13 protein-coding genes are annotated in these 15856 nt (G+C 70.2%); 8 read left to right on the forward strand and 5 right to left on the reverse strand.

Translation table 11 applies throughout. The features are described from left to right. The 3 genes from ACLVWQ_RS37480 (at position 1) to ACLVWQ_RS37490 (ending at position 1792) form a co-directional block, all read left to right on the forward strand. Positions 1–657: a response regulator gene (locus ACLVWQ_RS37480; RefSeq protein ID WP_414113762.1), complete on the forward strand. Its 657-nt coding sequence runs from the start codon at positions 1–3 to the stop codon at positions 655–657. A 138-nt stretch (positions 658–795) separates the two neighbouring features. Then, complete coding sequence (locus ACLVWQ_RS37485; protein ID WP_414113763.1) at positions 796–1161, forward strand: PH domain-containing protein; 366 nt, start codon at positions 796–798, stop codon at positions 1159–1161. A 109-nt stretch (positions 1162–1270) separates the two neighbouring features. After that, positions 1271–1792, forward strand: a complete 522-nt coding sequence (locus ACLVWQ_RS37490) for a glutathione peroxidase (RefSeq protein ID WP_414113764.1) — start codon at positions 1271–1273, stop codon at positions 1790–1792. Between the two features lie 118 nt (positions 1793–1910). Here ACLVWQ_RS37490 and ACLVWQ_RS37495 read toward each other — a convergent pair whose 3' ends face one another. Then, positions 1911–3935: an MFS transporter gene (locus tag ACLVWQ_RS37495; RefSeq protein WP_414113765.1), complete on the reverse strand. Its 2025-nt coding sequence runs from the start codon at positions 3933–3935 to the stop codon at positions 1911–1913. A gap of 168 nt (positions 3936–4103) precedes the next feature. Continuing rightward, complete coding sequence (locus ACLVWQ_RS37500) at positions 4104–6884, reverse strand: D-alanyl-D-alanine carboxypeptidase (RefSeq protein ID WP_414113766.1); 2781 nt, start codon at positions 6882–6884, stop codon at positions 4104–4106. Between the two features lie 239 nt (positions 6885–7123). Here ACLVWQ_RS37500 and ACLVWQ_RS37505 point away from each other — a divergent pair, with 239 nt between their 5' ends. From ACLVWQ_RS37505 to ACLVWQ_RS37520, 4 genes are all read left to right on the forward strand, one after another. Continuing rightward, the gene (locus ACLVWQ_RS37505; protein ID WP_414113767.1) at positions 7124–7879 is read left to right on the forward strand and encodes a GOLPH3/VPS74 family protein; all 756 of its coding nucleotides are present in this window, start codon (positions 7124–7126) and stop codon (positions 7877–7879) included. Positions 7880–8403: 524 nt separating this feature from the next. After that, complete coding sequence (locus ACLVWQ_RS37510) at positions 8404–9261, forward strand: helix-turn-helix domain-containing protein (RefSeq protein ID WP_414113768.1); 858 nt, start codon at positions 8404–8406, stop codon at positions 9259–9261. A gap of 302 nt (positions 9262–9563) precedes the next feature. Continuing rightward, positions 9564–9764, forward strand: coding sequence for a DUF397 domain-containing protein (locus tag ACLVWQ_RS37515; RefSeq protein ID WP_414113769.1), 201 nt, complete (start codon positions 9564–9566; stop codon positions 9762–9764). Positions 9765–10230: 466 nt separating this feature from the next. Continuing rightward, complete coding sequence (locus ACLVWQ_RS37520) at positions 10231–11388, forward strand: ADP-ribosylglycohydrolase family protein (RefSeq protein ID WP_414113770.1); 1158 nt, start codon at positions 10231–10233, stop codon at positions 11386–11388. A 174-nt stretch (positions 11389–11562) separates the two neighbouring features. Here ACLVWQ_RS37520 and ACLVWQ_RS37525 read toward each other — a convergent pair whose 3' ends face one another. Continuing rightward, positions 11563–13131 (reverse strand): sodium:solute symporter family protein, encoded by a 1569-nt coding sequence (locus ACLVWQ_RS37525; protein ID WP_414113771.1) that lies wholly within the window; start codon positions 13129–13131, stop codon positions 11563–11565. Between the two features lie 151 nt (positions 13132–13282). After that, complete coding sequence (locus tag ACLVWQ_RS37530; RefSeq protein WP_414113772.1) at positions 13283–14068, reverse strand: SDR family oxidoreductase; 786 nt, start codon at positions 14066–14068, stop codon at positions 13283–13285. A 132-nt stretch (positions 14069–14200) separates the two neighbouring features. Here ACLVWQ_RS37530 and ACLVWQ_RS37535 point away from each other — a divergent pair, with 132 nt between their 5' ends. Further along, complete coding sequence (locus ACLVWQ_RS37535; RefSeq protein WP_414113773.1) at positions 14201–15094, forward strand: hypothetical protein; 894 nt, start codon at positions 14201–14203, stop codon at positions 15092–15094. 13 nt (positions 15095–15107) lie between these two features. On the opposite strand, the gene ACLVWQ_RS37540 is transcribed toward ACLVWQ_RS37535, so the two are convergent. Then, the gene (locus ACLVWQ_RS37540) at positions 15108–15836 is read right to left on the reverse strand and encodes an SDR family NAD(P)-dependent oxidoreductase (protein WP_414113774.1); all 729 of its coding nucleotides are present in this window, start codon (positions 15834–15836) and stop codon (positions 15108–15110) included. Positions 15837–15856: the final 20 nt, after the last annotated feature.

A 15856-nucleotide genomic window follows, 5' to 3' on the forward strand; every position in this document is an offset into this window, starting at 1 on the left:
ATGAGTAGCAACACACCAGTCACCGTGGTCGTCGTCGACGACCATCCGGCCATTCTCGCGGGCATAGAGGCGTGGTACGCCGCGTCGCAGCGCCCCGTCACCGTGGTCGCGGCCGGCGCCTCCGTACAGCTGGCCTGGAGCGAGCCCGGCAGCTCGGCCGACGTCGTCCTGCTGGATCTGCAACTGGGCGACGGCGCACCCGCCTTCGGGAGCCTTCGAAGACTCGTCGACGCCGGGCGGCAGGTGGTCGTCTATTCGATGCGGGACGACGAGAAGACGGCGCTCAGCTGTCTCGACCTGGGCGCGGCGACCTTCCTGACCAAGAGCGAGGGCCAGCAGCATCTGGTCGAGGCGACCCTGGCGGCGGCCGACGAGCGGCCCTACATGCCGCCCGCGCTGGCCGGCGCGCTGGGCACGAACGCCCGCGCCGACCGCCCCCAGCTCTCCGCGCGCGAGGAGGACGTGCTCATCGAGTGGTTCCAGTCGGAGTCCAAGGATCTGGTCGCCCAGCGGCTCGGCATCTCCGTGCGGACCGTCAACTCGTACCTGGACCGGGTACGCATCAAGTACGCCAACGTCGGCCGCCCCGCGAGCACCAAGGCCAGCCTGGTGGCCCGCGCGGTCCAGGACGGCCTGGTCGACGTGGACGACCTCTGACCGCCGCCGTGGCGGGCGGTCCGTCACCGGGCTGTCGCATCCTCACGACAGTCGGGGAACAGGAGGAGCAGGGCGTTGCCGCCCCTGGACCGCGGTGCGAGGATCTCGGGACTTCCCGTACCCGATGAGGGGTTTGTCATGGCTCTGTTCGGAAACGCCCATACCGTCGACCCGGCGAAGGCCCAGCACGACTACGCGCGGCTCCTGGGGCAGGACGAGCAGGTGTACGCCGCCTTTCAGCTGATCCGCGACACCATCCTCTTCACCGACCGCCGGCTCATCCTGGTCGACAAGCAGGGCATCACCGGCAAGAAGACGGAGTACCACTCCGTGCCGTACCGCAGCATCACGCACTTCGCCGTGGAGACCGCCGGAACGTTCGATCTCGACGCCGAGTTGAAGATCTGGATCTCCGGCACGTCCGTCCCCATCGAGAAGACCTTCACCAAGGGCGTCGACATCTACGAGGTCCAGGCGATCCTCACCCAGTTCGTGGCGCGATAGCCGCGGGGGCGTACCGTCACCGGACCGCCGCCGGACCGCCGCCGGTGACGTGCGCGTCGGGGCGCAGGGTGCCGGGGCCGGGGTGGTCGGGCGGAGTTAGCATCCGTCCATGACTACTGACACTGACAACGCAGGTACCTCCGAGCCCTCGGCTCTTGACGTCGACATCGACTCGCTGCAGGGCGGTTCCGCGGATCTCGGCCAGTACAAGGGCAAGGCCGTGCTCGTCGTCAACGTGGCGTCCAAGTGCGGGCTCACCCCTCAGTACGCGGGTCTGGAGCGGCTGCAGGAGCGGTACGCGGAGCGGGGGTTCACCGTGCTCGGGGTGCCCTGCAACCAGTTCATGGGCCAGGAGCCCGGTTCGTCCGAGGAGATCGCGGAGTTCTGCTCGGCGACGTACGGCGTGACCTTCCCGATGACCGAGAAGGTCGATGTCAACGGAGACGCACGCCACACCCTGTACGAGCGGCTCACCGGTTTCGCGGACGGCGAGGGGCACAGCGGCGACATCCGCTGGAACTTCGAGAAGTTCCTGATCGGCCCCGACGGCGCCGTGGTGGCGCGCTTCTCGCCGCAGACCGAGCCGGAGTCCGCCGAGGTCGTGTCGGCGGTCGAGGCCCACATCGGCTGAGGTCAGCGGCCGTCCCCGGGGGACGCACGCGGCCGGACCGCCCGGCGTTCGGGCGGGATCGGCTCGCCCGGACGGGTTCACTGCTCACGCGGGCTCGGGTTCAGCACCGAGCTGGGTTCTAGTCCCCGCTGCCGCTGCCGCTCCCGCTCTCGCTCGCGGGGTTCTCCGTCCGTAGTTCCTCGGGGCATCCGGTGCCCCGCGGGAACTGGTAGGGCGCCGCCAGGCGGTACGTGCCGGGCCGGGGTGCCAGCAGTTCCGTCCACTGGTCGCCCTGGGCGTCCTCCTCGGTCTCCAGCAGGCAGCCGTTGACGTTGTCGTACGTCTTCGGCGTCCCGTCGTCCCGCTTCTTGGACTCCTCGGTCTCCTGCGGCGGCTGCAGGCTCTTGCCCTCCGCGTCGACGAGCCCGAGCCACGGCGAGTACGGGATCCGGATGAGGACCCGGCCCGCCCGCTCGACCTCCAGCGTCAGCTCCCCCTGCTCGGCACGGTCGACGACCGCGGGCGGGTCCGCCATCGGCATGGGGTCGGTGACCTCGAAGAGCTGCCAGTTGGCGTCGCCCCACACCTGCTTCAGATACGGCATCCCGCGCTGGACCAGCTCGCGCTCGCGCTGACCGCCGTCGCCGTCGGGCTCCCCCTTGGGGACGACGACGTAGTGCACGGCCCAGCGCTGGAGCCACTCGTGGTAGTTCGCGGAGTTCAGCGTGTCGTCGTAGAAGAGGGGGTTGCGCTCCATGTCCGCCTGGCGGTTCCAGCCGCGCGCGAGGTTGACGTACGGGGCGAGCGCGGACGCCTCCCGGTGGGAGCGGGCCGGTACGACCTCGACGCGGCCCTTCTCGGCGCCGGCCACCTGGAGTTCGTTGACGAGGGGGGCCAGTTCACGGGCCCAGGACGCCGCCGGTGTCGTATGCACGATGTCGTCCACGGCCTTGAAGCCGATCCAGGCGTTCAGGCCCACGAAGGCCACGACGATCGCGTACCACTTGCGCGAACGCGGCACCGTGAAGGGCAGCGCGGCGATCAGCGCGACCCCGCCGGCCAGCATCGGCAGGCGGCTGATGTTGGAGCCGATCTGCGAGTTGATCAGCCAGACGAGCAGGACGGCCAGGCCGTACACCGCCGAGGTGATCCGGACCGTCTTCCACTCCTTGGGGACCAGGAAGAAGACGAACACCGCGTACGTGAACGGCAGCAGGACCGACGCGAACAGCATCGGCTGCGTACCGCTGAAGGGGAACAACCACGCCGAGACGCCCACCACGGCGGCGGGCGCCAGGCCCAGCGCCCACGCGCCCGGACGGCGTTTCTGCAGGAACAGCGCCACGGCGACGAAGCCCACGAAGAGGCCCGCCACGGGGGACGCGGCGGTCGCGATCGCCGCGAGGGGCGCGGCGCACAGGGCTTTGGCCCAGCGCTTGTAGCGCCAGCGGTACGGCCAGCAGAAGACGACGGCGGTCGCGCCGAGCGCGAAGACCACGCCGAGGCCGAAGGTGACCCGGCCCGAGGCCGCGTTGCACAGGAGCGCGAACACTCCGGCGAGGGAGGGCCACAACGGGTTCCGTACGGCCCTGCTGCGCATCAGCACCAGCGTGAGCAGCCCGGCGGAGATCGTCCCCGCGATCATCATCGTCGTCCGCACACCGAGCACGGCCATCAGGTACGGGGACACCACGCTGTACGACACCGGGTGCATGCCGCCGTACCACGCCAGGTTGTACGCGGACCCGGGGTTGCGCCCCACGAACTCGGCCCACGCGTCCTGCGCCGCGAGGTCGCCCCCGCTGTTCGCGAACGTGAAGAACCAGATGATGTGGAGGACGCCGGAGAGGGCTGTGACGAGGACCGCGGGGTGACGGACGAAGCGGCGGAAGCGGGTGTCGCTTCCACTGCTGTCGCCACTGCCGTCGCCATCGCCGTCGCCATGGCCATCGCTGCCACTGGCGGCGTCAGTGCCCCTGGGTGGCTCGTCGGGGTCAGGTCCGGGTTCGGCGTCCGGTGGCTCGGTGGTGTCCGGTGACTCGGCCGTTTCGGGTGGCCCGGCGGTGCCGGGGCTCTCGACGTACCGTGTACGCACACCTATTCGCGGGCCGGCCCCTCGGCTCGGCTCGGCGTCGTCGGCGTGCGTCGGCTCCGCTGTCGCCACGTGCTGGCACTCCCGTGTCCCGTTGTTCCACTGTCGGCCGGGCCCCGCGGCAGGCGGTCTGCCCCATCCTGGCGACGCTAGCACGCACCCCGCCGGAGAGCTCCCGGGTGGGTGCTCCGTCGACGGGGTGCAGTGCTGCCGTGTTCGCGGGGCGTGCGCCCCGGCGGGTCAGGCCACCCGGGTCAGCTTGGCGCCGAATCCCGGTTCGGCGAGGTCCGACTGGAGCGCGACCGGAACCTCGACCGCGTCGCCCGCCGTACCGTCACCGACGCTCAGCGAGCCGACCTCGGTTCCCGCCTTCGCCTCGTGCGGGATGGCCTCGTCGCCCTCGTTCAGCTTCAGCTTGACGGTCTGCCCCGCCCAGCCCACCGCGGAGACGTCCTTGGTGACGACCACCGGCGACTGACCGCCGAGCCCGTCGTCCACGTACCCGACGACGTCACCCTTCTTGAGGATCTTCTGCGAGGTCAGCGACTCCTGCGCGGCGACCATCGCCGTCTTGCTGACCGCGTTGACCGTGTCGATGATCGGCGGCGTGTGCTGGCCGAGGATCGCGCCGACGACGATGACGTTCTCGCCGCCGACCTCCTGGGTCGCGGCGAACAGCAGGTTGCCGCCGGCCTTGGTGGTGGAGCCGGTCTTGAGGCCGATGGCGTTGTTGTACGGCACGAGGCGGTTGTAGTTGTCCCACTTCTTGCCGGACGGGTCCACCCAGGTCGGCAGCTTGGTGATGTCGATCAGCGCCTTGATCCTCACCAGCTCGTTGCCGAGCTTCACCTGGTCCTCGGCGGTGGAGACCGTGCTCTCCTCAAGGCCCGAGGGGTCGGTGTACTTCGTGTCCTTCATGCCGAGGTCCTTGGCGGCGGCGTTCATCTTGGCGACGAACTTCGCCTCGGAACCCGCGTCCCAACGGGCCAGCAGCCGCGCGATGTTGTTCGCGGAGGGGATCATGATGGCCGCGATGGCGTCCTTCTCGGTGAGGGTGTCGCCCGCCTTGACCGTGTTGAGCGTCGACTCGCCCTGCGCGTCGTAGCCGCCCTCCTTCTCCGCCTTCGCGTCGACGGGGACCTTCGCGCCGTCCGCGCCGGCCTTCAGCGGGTGCTCCTTGAGGATCACGTACGCCGTCATGGCCTTGGCGACCGAGCCGATCGCTACGGGCTTCTGCTCCCCGAACGAGTCCACCGTGCCGATGCCGTTGACGTCCATCCAGCCCTGGCCCTCCTCGGGCCACGGCAGGGAGACCTTGTCCCCCTTGAAGGCGTACGACTCGGCGGCGGTCAGCGCGAGGCTGGGGGTCGGCAGCGGGCGTACGGCCTGCGCTACTGCAAACACCGCAGCCAGCAGGAGTACCAGCGGCGTCCAGATCTTGACCCGGCGCACGATCGTCCGCACGGGGGTCTGCCGGGGCGCCGGTGTGTTCGTCAGCTCCGCCAGGAGGTCCAGCGGGGGCTTCGGCGGGAGCGGCTGCTGGGTGGTCCGCTCGGGGCCGATCTGCGGGGTGACGGTGGTCTCGGCTGCCTTCGCCCACGAGGGCGGGCCGGACGGCGTCGCGGACGGGGCGGTGGGCCCGGCCTTCGGCTGCGCGGGCTCGTCGAGCGGCTTGAGCGCGACGAACTTGCTGGTGCGCTCGGCAGGCTCCGGCTGGGGCTGGGACTGGGGCTGCTCGGGCTTGGCCTTTGCCTTGGCCTTTGCGGCCTCGGACGCCTCGGATGCCTCGGTCGTCTTGCCCGGCCCGGCGTCCGGCTTGGCGCCGCCGCCCAGCTTGAGCATGGTCGTGGGCTGGTCCACCGACGGCGGCCGCTTGAAGATGGCGGTGGCCTGATCGACGGGCGGTTCGGGCTTCGCCTCGGGCTCGTCCGCCGGGCGCTCGGCATCGGCCTTCGCGTCGGCGGTGCTCGCACCGAAGGCGAGGGTTCCGTCCTTGGGCGCGGCGTCCGGGGTGGCGTCGGGCTTCGGGGGCGTGCCCTTGGCCGGCGCGTCGGTCGGCGCCTCGGCCGGAGATTCTGCCGACGCCTCCGTTGCGGGGGTGTCCCGCGGAGCGGAGTGCTCCGGTTCGGCGGCCTCCGGCTCGGATGCCGCTGCCTCCGGTGCCTTCGCCTCCGCCTCGTCCGCGGGCCCCGCCTCGGACTTCCGCCCGTCGTCGGGTTCCGCAGCGGTGCCACCGGAAACGGCGTCCTCGGCCGAAGCGTCCGCCGAGGCGGCGGCATCCCGCGGCTCGGAGTCCCGACCGGTGTCGCCGTCCCGCGTCGCGCCACCGGCAGCGATGCCATCGGAAACGGCGTCCCCGGCCGGGGTATCCGCCGAAGCGACGGTGTCCTGCGGCGGCTCAGAGTCCCGGTCCGTGTCCGCGTCCGCGTCCGTGGCGCCCCCGGTGGGGTCGGCAGAGCCGACGCCCGAGCCGGAACCCGGCGTCGAGCCGGAACCGCTCCCGGCCCCGGCCGCGTCCCCGGCCTCCGCCTCAACCTCAGCCTCCGCCGACCCGCCGTCCGGGACCGCGTCGGCGTCCGCATCAGCGCTCGCGTCCGCAGGAGCGCCCTCAGGCGCCTCGTCGTCCGCTGTGGCGGCCCCGGCCGCCTCGGCGCTCCGCGGTCGCCCGTCGCCGCCCCCGGTGCCCTTCCCGGCACCCTCGGCGGCACTCTCCGGCTCCGCAGAACCGTCACTTCCCCGGGAACTCCCGGCAGCCGGCCCCGCTGCCTCCTCCGCATCCGGTTCCGCATCCGTGGAACCAGCCGATGCGGAACCGGCCGCATCCACGGACTCCACGGAATCCGCAGAACCCGCGGAGCGCTTCGTCGAGAACACCGCGGTGGCCGTGTCCACCCGGGCAGCCGTCTTCACGGCCTCCCGCGCGACGGCCAGCCGCGGATCCGGAACCGGAGCCTTGCTCCCCGACGTCGGTTCTGCCGACGACTCGTGCTGCTTCGACCTGTCGGGGGACTCGCCCGCCACCGATGCCTCCTCCGTGCGCCACACACGTGCGCCCAACCGAACCATGAACCCGAAAAACAGTGCACACGCGGCCCGGACACTCGTGTCCGAACCATGTACCAGTGTCCTGTGTGAGGGATTGACCCCTGCGGTAGACGAGAACGACATATCTACCGGTTCCACTACGAACCGGTCACGTGCTCTCGACAGACCATTGTGAGAGGGGTCACCCTGTCATTCATCCACGCGGGGAGGCATGGATGGGCAGGAGCCGCAGAACACTTCCGGAGGAGCTTCTGCTGCTGGCGTTGGACCCGACCACGGGTACCACCGCACAGCCGCAGTCGCTCGACCTCGGTCTGGCCGGAGCACAGCTAGTGGAGCTGGCGCTGGCCGGACGGATAGCCCCAGACGGGGATCGTATCGCCGTGGTGGCACCACGGCCGACCGGAGATCCAACCTTGGACTGTGCGCTGGAACTACTCCGCAGGCGGGGTGCTCCAGTACGCGCTGTGAACTGGATCGGCGGACCCCGACTGGGGTTGCGCCAGACATACCTATCGCATCTGGAGCGGTGCGGCATGGTTCATGCCGTGGCGGGCCAGATGTGCGGGGTGCTTCCGACAACTCGCTACCAAGCGACGGACACGGAGATCAGCCGGGAGATCAGGGCCCGGCTGGACAGCGCGATCCGCACCGGCGTCCCGCCGGACCCGCGGACCGCCGCACTGGCCGCATTGGCGCATGCCGTCGGCCTGGGCAAGCACCTCTACCCAGGGAACGAAGGGCGTTCGTCGCGCTCCCGCCTCCGGGACCTGATCAGGCACGACCCCATGGGCGGCCTCGTGGCTCACGCCGTGATGGACGTCCAGAACGGAGTGGCCGCTCAGCCACGCCGCAGCCCGGCACCGACCGGCCGTCAGGCCGCCCCCGGAGCCAGGCCCGCACCGGAACCCGCCAATGGCGTTCCGATGCAACCGCGCCGCGGTTCGATGGCGCGCGCCGTGGCCCACTGAGTCACCGGTCCACGGCGACCACCGGTACGACAGCGACACCAGCAGTGCCAGCAGGACCCCGGCAACACCGTCGTACCGGAGCAGCACCGTCGTACCAGCAGCATCCGCAGAACCGCAGTAACTCCGCATCACGCACCGTGCGGCACGCCTGGCGTGTCCCGCACGTCAGCGCCGCACCGCCGTCCCCAGGGCCCGGTTCGGGAGCCGCTGGGCCGCGCGGGGCGACAGGCCGTACGTCCGGACGACGACACGGCCCGCCGCCCCGCGCGTCCGCATGCCCGCACGTCCGTATGTCCGCGATCCTTTTGTCGGTTGGTCGGCGACCCTTCGGCCGCCGCCCGCTCACCCGCCCGTCCATGGTCACTTGTCGTCGTACGGACGGCCAGGTGGCGTGAGGTGGCGACAAGTGGCGGATACGCACTGCATATCCGCTGTTTCCCAGCGGTAGTACGCACCTTGGTGGCAATCTGCTCAACAGCAGATACGCAAAGTACAGGCAGTACGCAGCCGGAGGTGCACGTCCCGTGGCGTCCAACGTCAATCCCACCGTCAGGCGACGCCGGTTGGGCCAGGAGCTGCGAAGGCTCCGGGAGCTCAAGGGCATGACAGCCGAAGAGGTGGCCGAGCGGCTGCTCGTCTCGCAGTCCAAGATCAGCCGCCTGGAGAACGGACGGCGCAGCATCAGCCAGCGCGACGTCCGCGATCTGTGCGGGGTGTACGAGGTCGAGGACGTCCGGATGGTCGACTCGCTGATGCAGATGGCCAAGGACTCGCGCCAGCAGGGCTGGTGGCACTCCTTCGGCGACATCCCGTACAGCGTCTACATCGGCCTGGAGACCGACGCGGCGAGCCTGCGCGTGTACGACCCGCTGGTCGTGCCGGGCCTGCTGCAGACCCGCGCGTACGCCGAGTCGCTGATCCAGGGCGCGCTCCCGGAGGCGGCCGCCGGCGACGTCGACAAGCGCGTGCAGGTACGGCTGCGGCGACAGGAACGTATCTCCGACCTGGAGAACCCGCTGCGGCTGTGGGCCGTCCTCGACGAGGCGGCACTGCGCAGGACCGTCGGCAACAAGCAGGTGATGATCGAGCAGTTGGAGCATCTCCTGGAGATGTCCCACGTGCCGCACGTGACGGTCCAGGTCATCCCGTTCGCGATGGGCGCCCATCCCGGGGTGAGCGGCCAGTACGCGATCCTGGAGTTCCCCGACGCGGCGGACTCCAGCGTGGTCTACATCGAGGGCGTCACCAGCGACCTGTACCTGGAGAAGGCGAACGACGTCCAGAAGTACAGCGTCATGTACGAGCATCTGCGGGCGCAGGCGCTCAACGCGGAGCAGTCCCGCGAGTTCATCGCGGACGTCGCGAAGGACTACGCGCACTAGGCCCACCGGACCCACCGGGCCCACCGCACACGCGCCGGAGACGGTCCCGCCCGAGGTGAGGCGGGGCCGGTTTCCACCACTCGGGCAAAAGAAGGCCGGACCATACACCATTGACCTATTGCAGCGTAAGACTCTGCTGGCATATGTCATCCGGTCGAGTGAATAGTCGCTTCGTACACTGAAGTTGGCGAGTAGCGTCGATCACGCCCAAGAGCAACAACCTTGGCGAAATCCGAGGCGTTGGTTCCGGATGGAACCCGCAACTCGGTGACAGCAACTCGTAACCGACTATCGGAGCGAACATGGCAATCAAGCAGGGTGCCACGGACACGTGGACGAAGTCTTCGTACTCCCAGGGGAACGGAGCGTGCGTCGAGGTCAAGTCCCCCGTCCTGGCGGCGATGGCCGTCCGCGACTCGAAGGTCGCCGAAGGCCCCACCCTGGCCTTCCCGGCGAAGTCCTGGAGCGCCTTCGTGGCAGAAGTGAGCCGGGGCACCGTCTGACGACGACGGATGCCTCGCACAGCCAGTACAGGCAGTACAGCAAGATCAGCAAGTACAGCAGGATCAGCACCATGAAAGAGCCCTCTCGACTGGCCCGCCGTCCCGGCCGAGGGGGCTCGGCCCTTTCCCCACCACCCGCACCGCCCACGCCGCCCGCCTCCACGCCTGCGCCCTCGCCCTCGCCCTCGCCCTCGCCACGAGGGGAATGTGCGCATGTTGCGCAGGTATCGCGTATGACAGTCGCCGTCGTTCGGGTGGACCGGGCTTTACCTACCGGTGTGCGCCGGTCGACGTAACCGGTGTACGCCGGTTGACGTACGGAAACACCTGACGAGGGGCGACAAAAAAGATCAGTCGCCCACTGTTCGCATACCGTTCGGGCCCTCTACCGACCGTTCCTGTTCGATTACAGTGCTGAGTTGTCGGCCGTACGAACGGAATCGGATCGGGAACTCAGGAGGCCTCGGTGGGTGCGACAGCCGGTGCCGTCTGGGGCCGCGCCGAACAGCAGGATTTCCGCAGCCGGGTGCGTGGCACGCTCCTCGGTTCGGCCGTGGGCGACTCGCTCGGTTCGCCCGTCGACGGGCTCTCGATCGAGCGGATCCGCGAGGCGCACGGCGCCGAGGGGCTCACCGATCTGGCACCCGGGCACGGCAGACGCGGGGCCGTCTCCCATCTCACCCAGCTGACCCTGTTCTCGATCGACGGCCTGATCCGGGCCCAGGTGCGCCGGGACACCGGTGCCTGGCATCCGCCGACGGACCTGCACCGCGCGTATCTGCGGTGGGCAGCCACCCAGCGCGACTGGGGCCCCGACGAACGCCGCAAGGAGGACGGGTGGCTGGCGCTGGAGGAGTGGCTGTACGCACGCCGTGAGCCCCCGCGCGCCTGTCTGCTCGGCCTCGGCGACGAGACGATGGGCACGCTGGAAGCGCCCAAGAACCCCGACGCGCGCGGCGTCGAGGCCGCGGCCCGCTCCGCGCCGTTCGGGCTCCTCGTCGGCTGGGAGCCGCAGCTCGTCATGCAGCTCGCGGTGGAGTGCGCGACGCAGACGCACGGCCACCCGCTCGCCTATCTGTCGGCGGGCGCGTTCGCCGTCGTCGTACACGGACTCGCCCGCGGGGAGAGCCTCGACACCGCTGTCCAGCGGGCGTTGCAGCTGCTGGCCGCGCGCCCGGGGCAGCAGCCCGTCACCGAGGCGCTGCAGCGGGCGCTGGGGGCCGTACGGCAGGGCATGCCGTCCCCGGCGCGGGTCGAGGACCTGGCCGGGAACGGCACGGCCGAGGGGCTGCTGTCGGTGGCGGTGTACTGCGCGCTGGTCGGCGAGGACACCCGGCACGGGCTGTGCCTCGCGGTGAACCACGGCGGCGCCTCGGGTGCCGCCGGTGCCCTCACCGGCGCGCTGCTCGGCGCCCTGCACGGCGAGACGGCTCTCCCGCCGTCCTGGCTGGCCGAGCTGGAGGGCCGCCCCACCATGCTCGTCCTCGCGGACGACTTCGCGATGGAGATGACCCAGGGCCCGGCCCTGCACGGCCCGGCGGGCTCCTCACCGGGCTGGCTGGCCCGCTACCCACGCGGGTACGCGGCCCTGTCGAGCGCGGCACCGGCCGCCCTGGCGGGCTGACCGACACCAGCACCCCGTACCCCGCACCCCTGCGACCCCCACCAGTCCCCGTACCCGTACCCGTACCCGTACCCGTACGTCGGTGAGGGTGGCCGCTCCCCGAGGAACGGCCACCCTCACCGACGTGGCTCACGGCCGGGCGCGTACAGCCGTACGCGTACAGCCGCGCGCGGTTCAGTCCTTGACCGGTGCTCCCACCACGTCCTCCTCCGCAGGTCCGGCCGGAGCCGGCACGGCCGCGGCGGCCGATCCGCCGTCGTCCGAGTTGATCTTCGCGATGAGCGCGTCGCGTTCCGGGGTGTCCTCCGGTTTCACGTATCCGATGAGGATGTAGAGGACGAGCGACACCGCGAGCGGGATCGACACCTGGTACTGGAGCGGGACGCCGCCGTCGACGTTCCAGCTGATCGGGTAGTTGACCAGCCAGAAGGCGACGAGGCCCAGGCCCCAGCTGATCAGCGCGGCCGTCGGACCGCTCTTGCGGAACCACGGGAGCAGGCCCAGCATCAGCGGGATCGCGATCGGGCCCATCAGCCCGGCGACCCACTTGATCACGACGGTGATGATGTCACCGAAGAACGACGAGTTGACCTGGGTCGCGATGGCCATCGACAGACCGAGGAAGAGCAGCGTGGACCAGCGCGCGGCCAGCAGCCCCATCCGGGAGTCCCACTCGCGCACCTTGCGGGAGACCGCGGGCATGATGTCGCGGGTGACGACGGCCGCGATGGCGTTGGCGTCGGAGGAGCACATCGCCATGGTGTGGGAGAAGAACCCGACGATGACCAGGCCCAACAGCCCGTGCGGCAGCAGGTGTTCGGCCATCAGGGCGTAGGAGTCCGCCGGCACGTCGGTCTTGACGATCAGCGGCGCGACCCACATCGGGAAGAACAGCACGGCCGGCCAGATGAGCCAGAGCGCGGCGGACAGGAAGCTCGACCGCGTGGCGGACTTCGCGGAGTCCGTGGCCATGTAACGCTGGGCCTGGTTCCACATGCCGCCGTTGTACTCGAAGGTCTTGATGAAGAGGTACGCGATCAGGAAGACCATCATGTACGGCCCGGCCAGCGGCTTGGTGTGCCCGTCGAGCGCCGGCTCGTCCCAGACGCTCCACAGGGTGCTGAAGCCGTTCAGCTCGGCCATCACGGCGACGAGCATCGCGATACCGGCGACGAACTGGATGATGAACTGGCCGAGTTCGGTCAGCGCGTCCGCCCAGAGCCCGCCGACCGTGCAGTAGATCGCCGTCACGAAGCCGGTGATGAGGATGCCCATGTTGAGCGAGACACCGGTGAAGACGGACAACAGGGTCGCGATGGCGGCCCACTTGGCGCCCACGTCCACGATCTTCAGCAGGACGCCGGACCAGGCGAGCGCCTGCTGGGTGGGCAGGTTGTAGCGGCTCTTCAGGTACTCCAGCGGCGAGGACACGTGCAGCCGTGAACGCACCCGGTTGAGCCGGGGCGCGAACGTCTTCGCACCGATCGCGACGCCGATGGCGATGGGGAAGGACCAGGTGACGTACGACGTGATGCCGTACGTGTAGGCGATGGCGGCGTAACCGGTGAACATGACCGCGCTGTAGCCGGACATGTGGTGCGAGATGCCCGACAGCCACCACGGCATCTTGCCGCCGGCGGTGAAGAAGTCGCTGACGTTGTCGACCCGTTTGTGGGACCAGACACCGATCGCGACCATCACGCCGAAGTAGCCGATGAGCACGGCCCAGTCGAGACTGTTCATATGCCCCCTCCCAGGGTCGTGGGTCGTGGAAGCGCCCGCTCATCGTGGGTTCGATGGCATGACTGCGACAACATCCCGTACAGCCAAGGGAAGGTAAAATAGTTCTACTTACTGACCTCGGTTCATGTCTCTGAACCTGTCGTGGCGGGTGCTATCGCATCAACTCCCCCGCGTTGACCAGCAAGGACTGTCCTGTGATCGCCCGCGCCCGGTCCGAGGCCAGGAACACCACGGCGTCCGCCACGTCCGAGTCCGTGGCCAGCTCGGGCAGCGCCACCCGTGACGTCAGCCGCTCCAGCACCTCGGCTTCCGGCACGCCCTCGGTGTACGCGGTGAACTGGACGTAGGCCTCCACCGGCGGACCCCACATCCAGCCCGGCAGCACGGTGTTCACCCGGATCCGGTGCGGGCCGAGCTCGTGGGCCAGGGAGTACATCGCGCTGGTCAGCGCGCCCTTGGAGGCCGCGTACGCCGCCTGTCGCACCTGGGAGGGGGCCGCGACGGACGACTGCGTCCCGATGACGACCACGGACCCGCCGCGCTCCTTCAGCGCGGGCAGGCAGGCGCGGGTCATGCGCAGCGTGCCGAGCAGGTTCACGTCGAGGACGGCCTGCCAGGTGGTGAAGTCGGCGTCCTCGAGGCCGCCGAAGTAGCTGTCCCAGGCGGCGACATGGACGACCGCGTCGAGCCGCCCGAACCGTTCGACGGCCAGCGCGGCGAGCGCCTCGCACTGGCTCTCGTCGGTGATGTCGGTCGCCCGGTGGGCCGTGTGGGCGCCGTCCGGGTCGAGTTCGGCGGCGGTCTTGGCGAGATTCGCCGCCGTGCGGGCGCCCAGGACGGCGTTCCCGCCGTCGCGCACCACGGCCGCCGCGACCTGGTGGCCGAGCCCGGCCCCGACCCCCGACACGACGACGGTCCTGCCCTGGAGCACTGACATTGCGGGCCTCCCGGATCTGGCGGTTGATCTGACGGTCCGTCAGAGTAGGTCCGTCCGAGGACGGATGGAAGAGGACGCAAACGCAAGAGGGCGGAAGCCGAAGAGGACTGAAGCGGGAGGAAGGGGAGCGCCATGCTCGACGACACACCGACCGACGCCGACACCGACACCGGCACCGGGGCTGATGCCGGTGCCGGCACACACAGCGAGGTGTACGCGGAACTGGCCGCCGTCGGCCCGTACGGTGTGCGTCCCGGCCACGCGCTGATCACGATGGTGGAGCCGCATCCGGGGCACGAGTTCGCGTACAACCGCTGGTACGAGGACGATCACTACTACGCCGGGGCGATGGCGATGCCCTGGATGTACGCGGGCCGCCGCTGGGTCGCGACCCGCGATCTGCAGCTCCTGCGCTACCCCGAGAAGTCCGCGGTCGCCCAGCCGGTGACCGCCGGCTGCTACCTCTCGACGTACTGGGTCACGGACGGCCGCTACGGCGACCACATGAAGTGGACCGTGGGCATCAACAAGCGCCTGAACCGGGACGGCCGGGTCTACCAGGACCGTACGCACGTCTTCACGGCGTTCCAGGACCACGAGGCGACGGTGTACCGGGACGGGGCGGCCGGGCCGCGCGACTTCCACGCGCTGGACCACCCGTACGCGGGCCTGGTGCTCCAGGTCGTCGACGCCGCATCACCGGACGCGCGCGCCGAGTTGCTGGAGTGGCTGCGCTCCCGCCACCTGCCCAGGATGCTCGCGGGCTCCCCCGCCGCCCTGGTCACGGTCTTCCGCCCGACCCCGCTCCCCGGCGACCGCATGACGTACGTGAAGCAGGTCGAGGGGGTCGACACACGGCTGACGTTGCTGTGGTTCCTGGAGGCGGATCCGCGGGAATGCTGGGAGGAGCACTTCACGGGACTGGACGTCCCGGTGACCGAATCGGGGCTGGGGAGGGTGGAGTTGGTGGCGCCGTTCATTCCGACGGTGCCGGGGACGGACCGGTACGTGGACCGGCTCCGCTGACCCCCGGAGGCCGTCAGACCGCGACGCGACCTCCGTCGGCGGGCAGCACGGCGCCGTAGATGAAGCTGGCCTCGTCGGAGGCGAGGAAACAGACGGCCGCGGCGATCTCGTCAGGGGTCGCCCCTCGCCGTGCGGGCACGGTTGCGGCCAGGGCGTCGAACATCTCACCCATCGCGGCACTCGCCGGCGTGCGCGTCGGCCCCGGGGACACGACGTTGACCCGTACGCCCTGCGGGCCGTACTCGGCGGTCCAGGACTTGGTCAGGGCCTCGACCGCCGCCTTGGAGGCTCCGTAGGCGGCCAGGCCGTCCATGCCGATGGTCGCCGCCATCGTCGAGATGCTGATGATCGCGCCGCCGCCCCGGGCGGCCATCCGCGGCGCGATTGTCGCGGTCAGGAAATACGGCGCCTTCACGTTGACGTCGAAGACGAGGTCGAGGCTCTCCCGCGTGGTCTGCTCGGTCGGGCCGCCCGGGAAGACACCGGCGTTGTTCACGAGCACGTCGACATCCGCCGCGGCCTCGGCCAGGCGCCGTACGTCGTCGTGGTCCGCGAGATCGGCGGCGACGAACCGGGCCTCGCCCCCCTCCGCCACGATCCCGGCGACGACCTCGTCACCGCGCTGCTTGTCGCGACCGGTCACGATCACCTGCGCGCCCTGGCGCGCCAAGCGTTGCGCCACGGCACGGCCGATACCCGAGGTCCCACCCGTCACGAGTGCGGTCTTCCCTTGAAGCGTCATGGTCCTGTCTCCTTGTTGTC

The organism is Streptomyces sp. CWNU-52B (assembly GCF_047444975.1).
In the GTDB taxonomy this organism is placed as follows: Bacteria; Actinomycetota; Actinomycetes; order Streptomycetales; family Streptomycetaceae; genus Streptomyces.

Coding starts and splice junctions, on each gene's coding strand:
- ACLVWQ_RS37490 (WP_414113764.1), top strand. CDS start 1,271: ATGACTACTGACACTGACAACGCAGGTACCTCCGAGCCCTCGGCTCTT.
- ACLVWQ_RS37515 (WP_414113769.1), top strand. CDS start 9,564: ATGGCAATCAAGCAGGGTGCCACGGACACGTGGACGAAGTCTTCGTAC.
- ACLVWQ_RS37535 (WP_414113773.1), top strand. CDS start 14,201: ATGCTCGACGACACACCGACCGACGCCGACACCGACACCGGCACCGGG.
- ACLVWQ_RS37525 (WP_414113771.1), bottom strand. CDS start 13,131: ATGAACAGTCTCGACTGGGCCGTGCTCATCGGCTACTTCGGCGTGATG.
- ACLVWQ_RS37485 (WP_414113763.1), top strand. CDS start 796: ATGGCTCTGTTCGGAAACGCCCATACCGTCGACCCGGCGAAGGCCCAG.
- ACLVWQ_RS37530 (WP_414113772.1), bottom strand. CDS start 14,068: ATGTCAGTGCTCCAGGGCAGGACCGTCGTCGTGTCGGGGGTCGGGGCC.
- ACLVWQ_RS37480 (WP_414113762.1), top strand. CDS start 1: ATGAGTAGCAACACACCAGTCACCGTGGTCGTCGTCGACGACCATCCG.
- ACLVWQ_RS37505 (WP_414113767.1), top strand. CDS start 7,124: ATGGGCAGGAGCCGCAGAACACTTCCGGAGGAGCTTCTGCTGCTGGCG.
- ACLVWQ_RS37540 (WP_414113774.1), bottom strand. CDS start 15,836: ATGACGCTTCAAGGGAAGACCGCACTCGTGACGGGTGGGACCTCGGGT.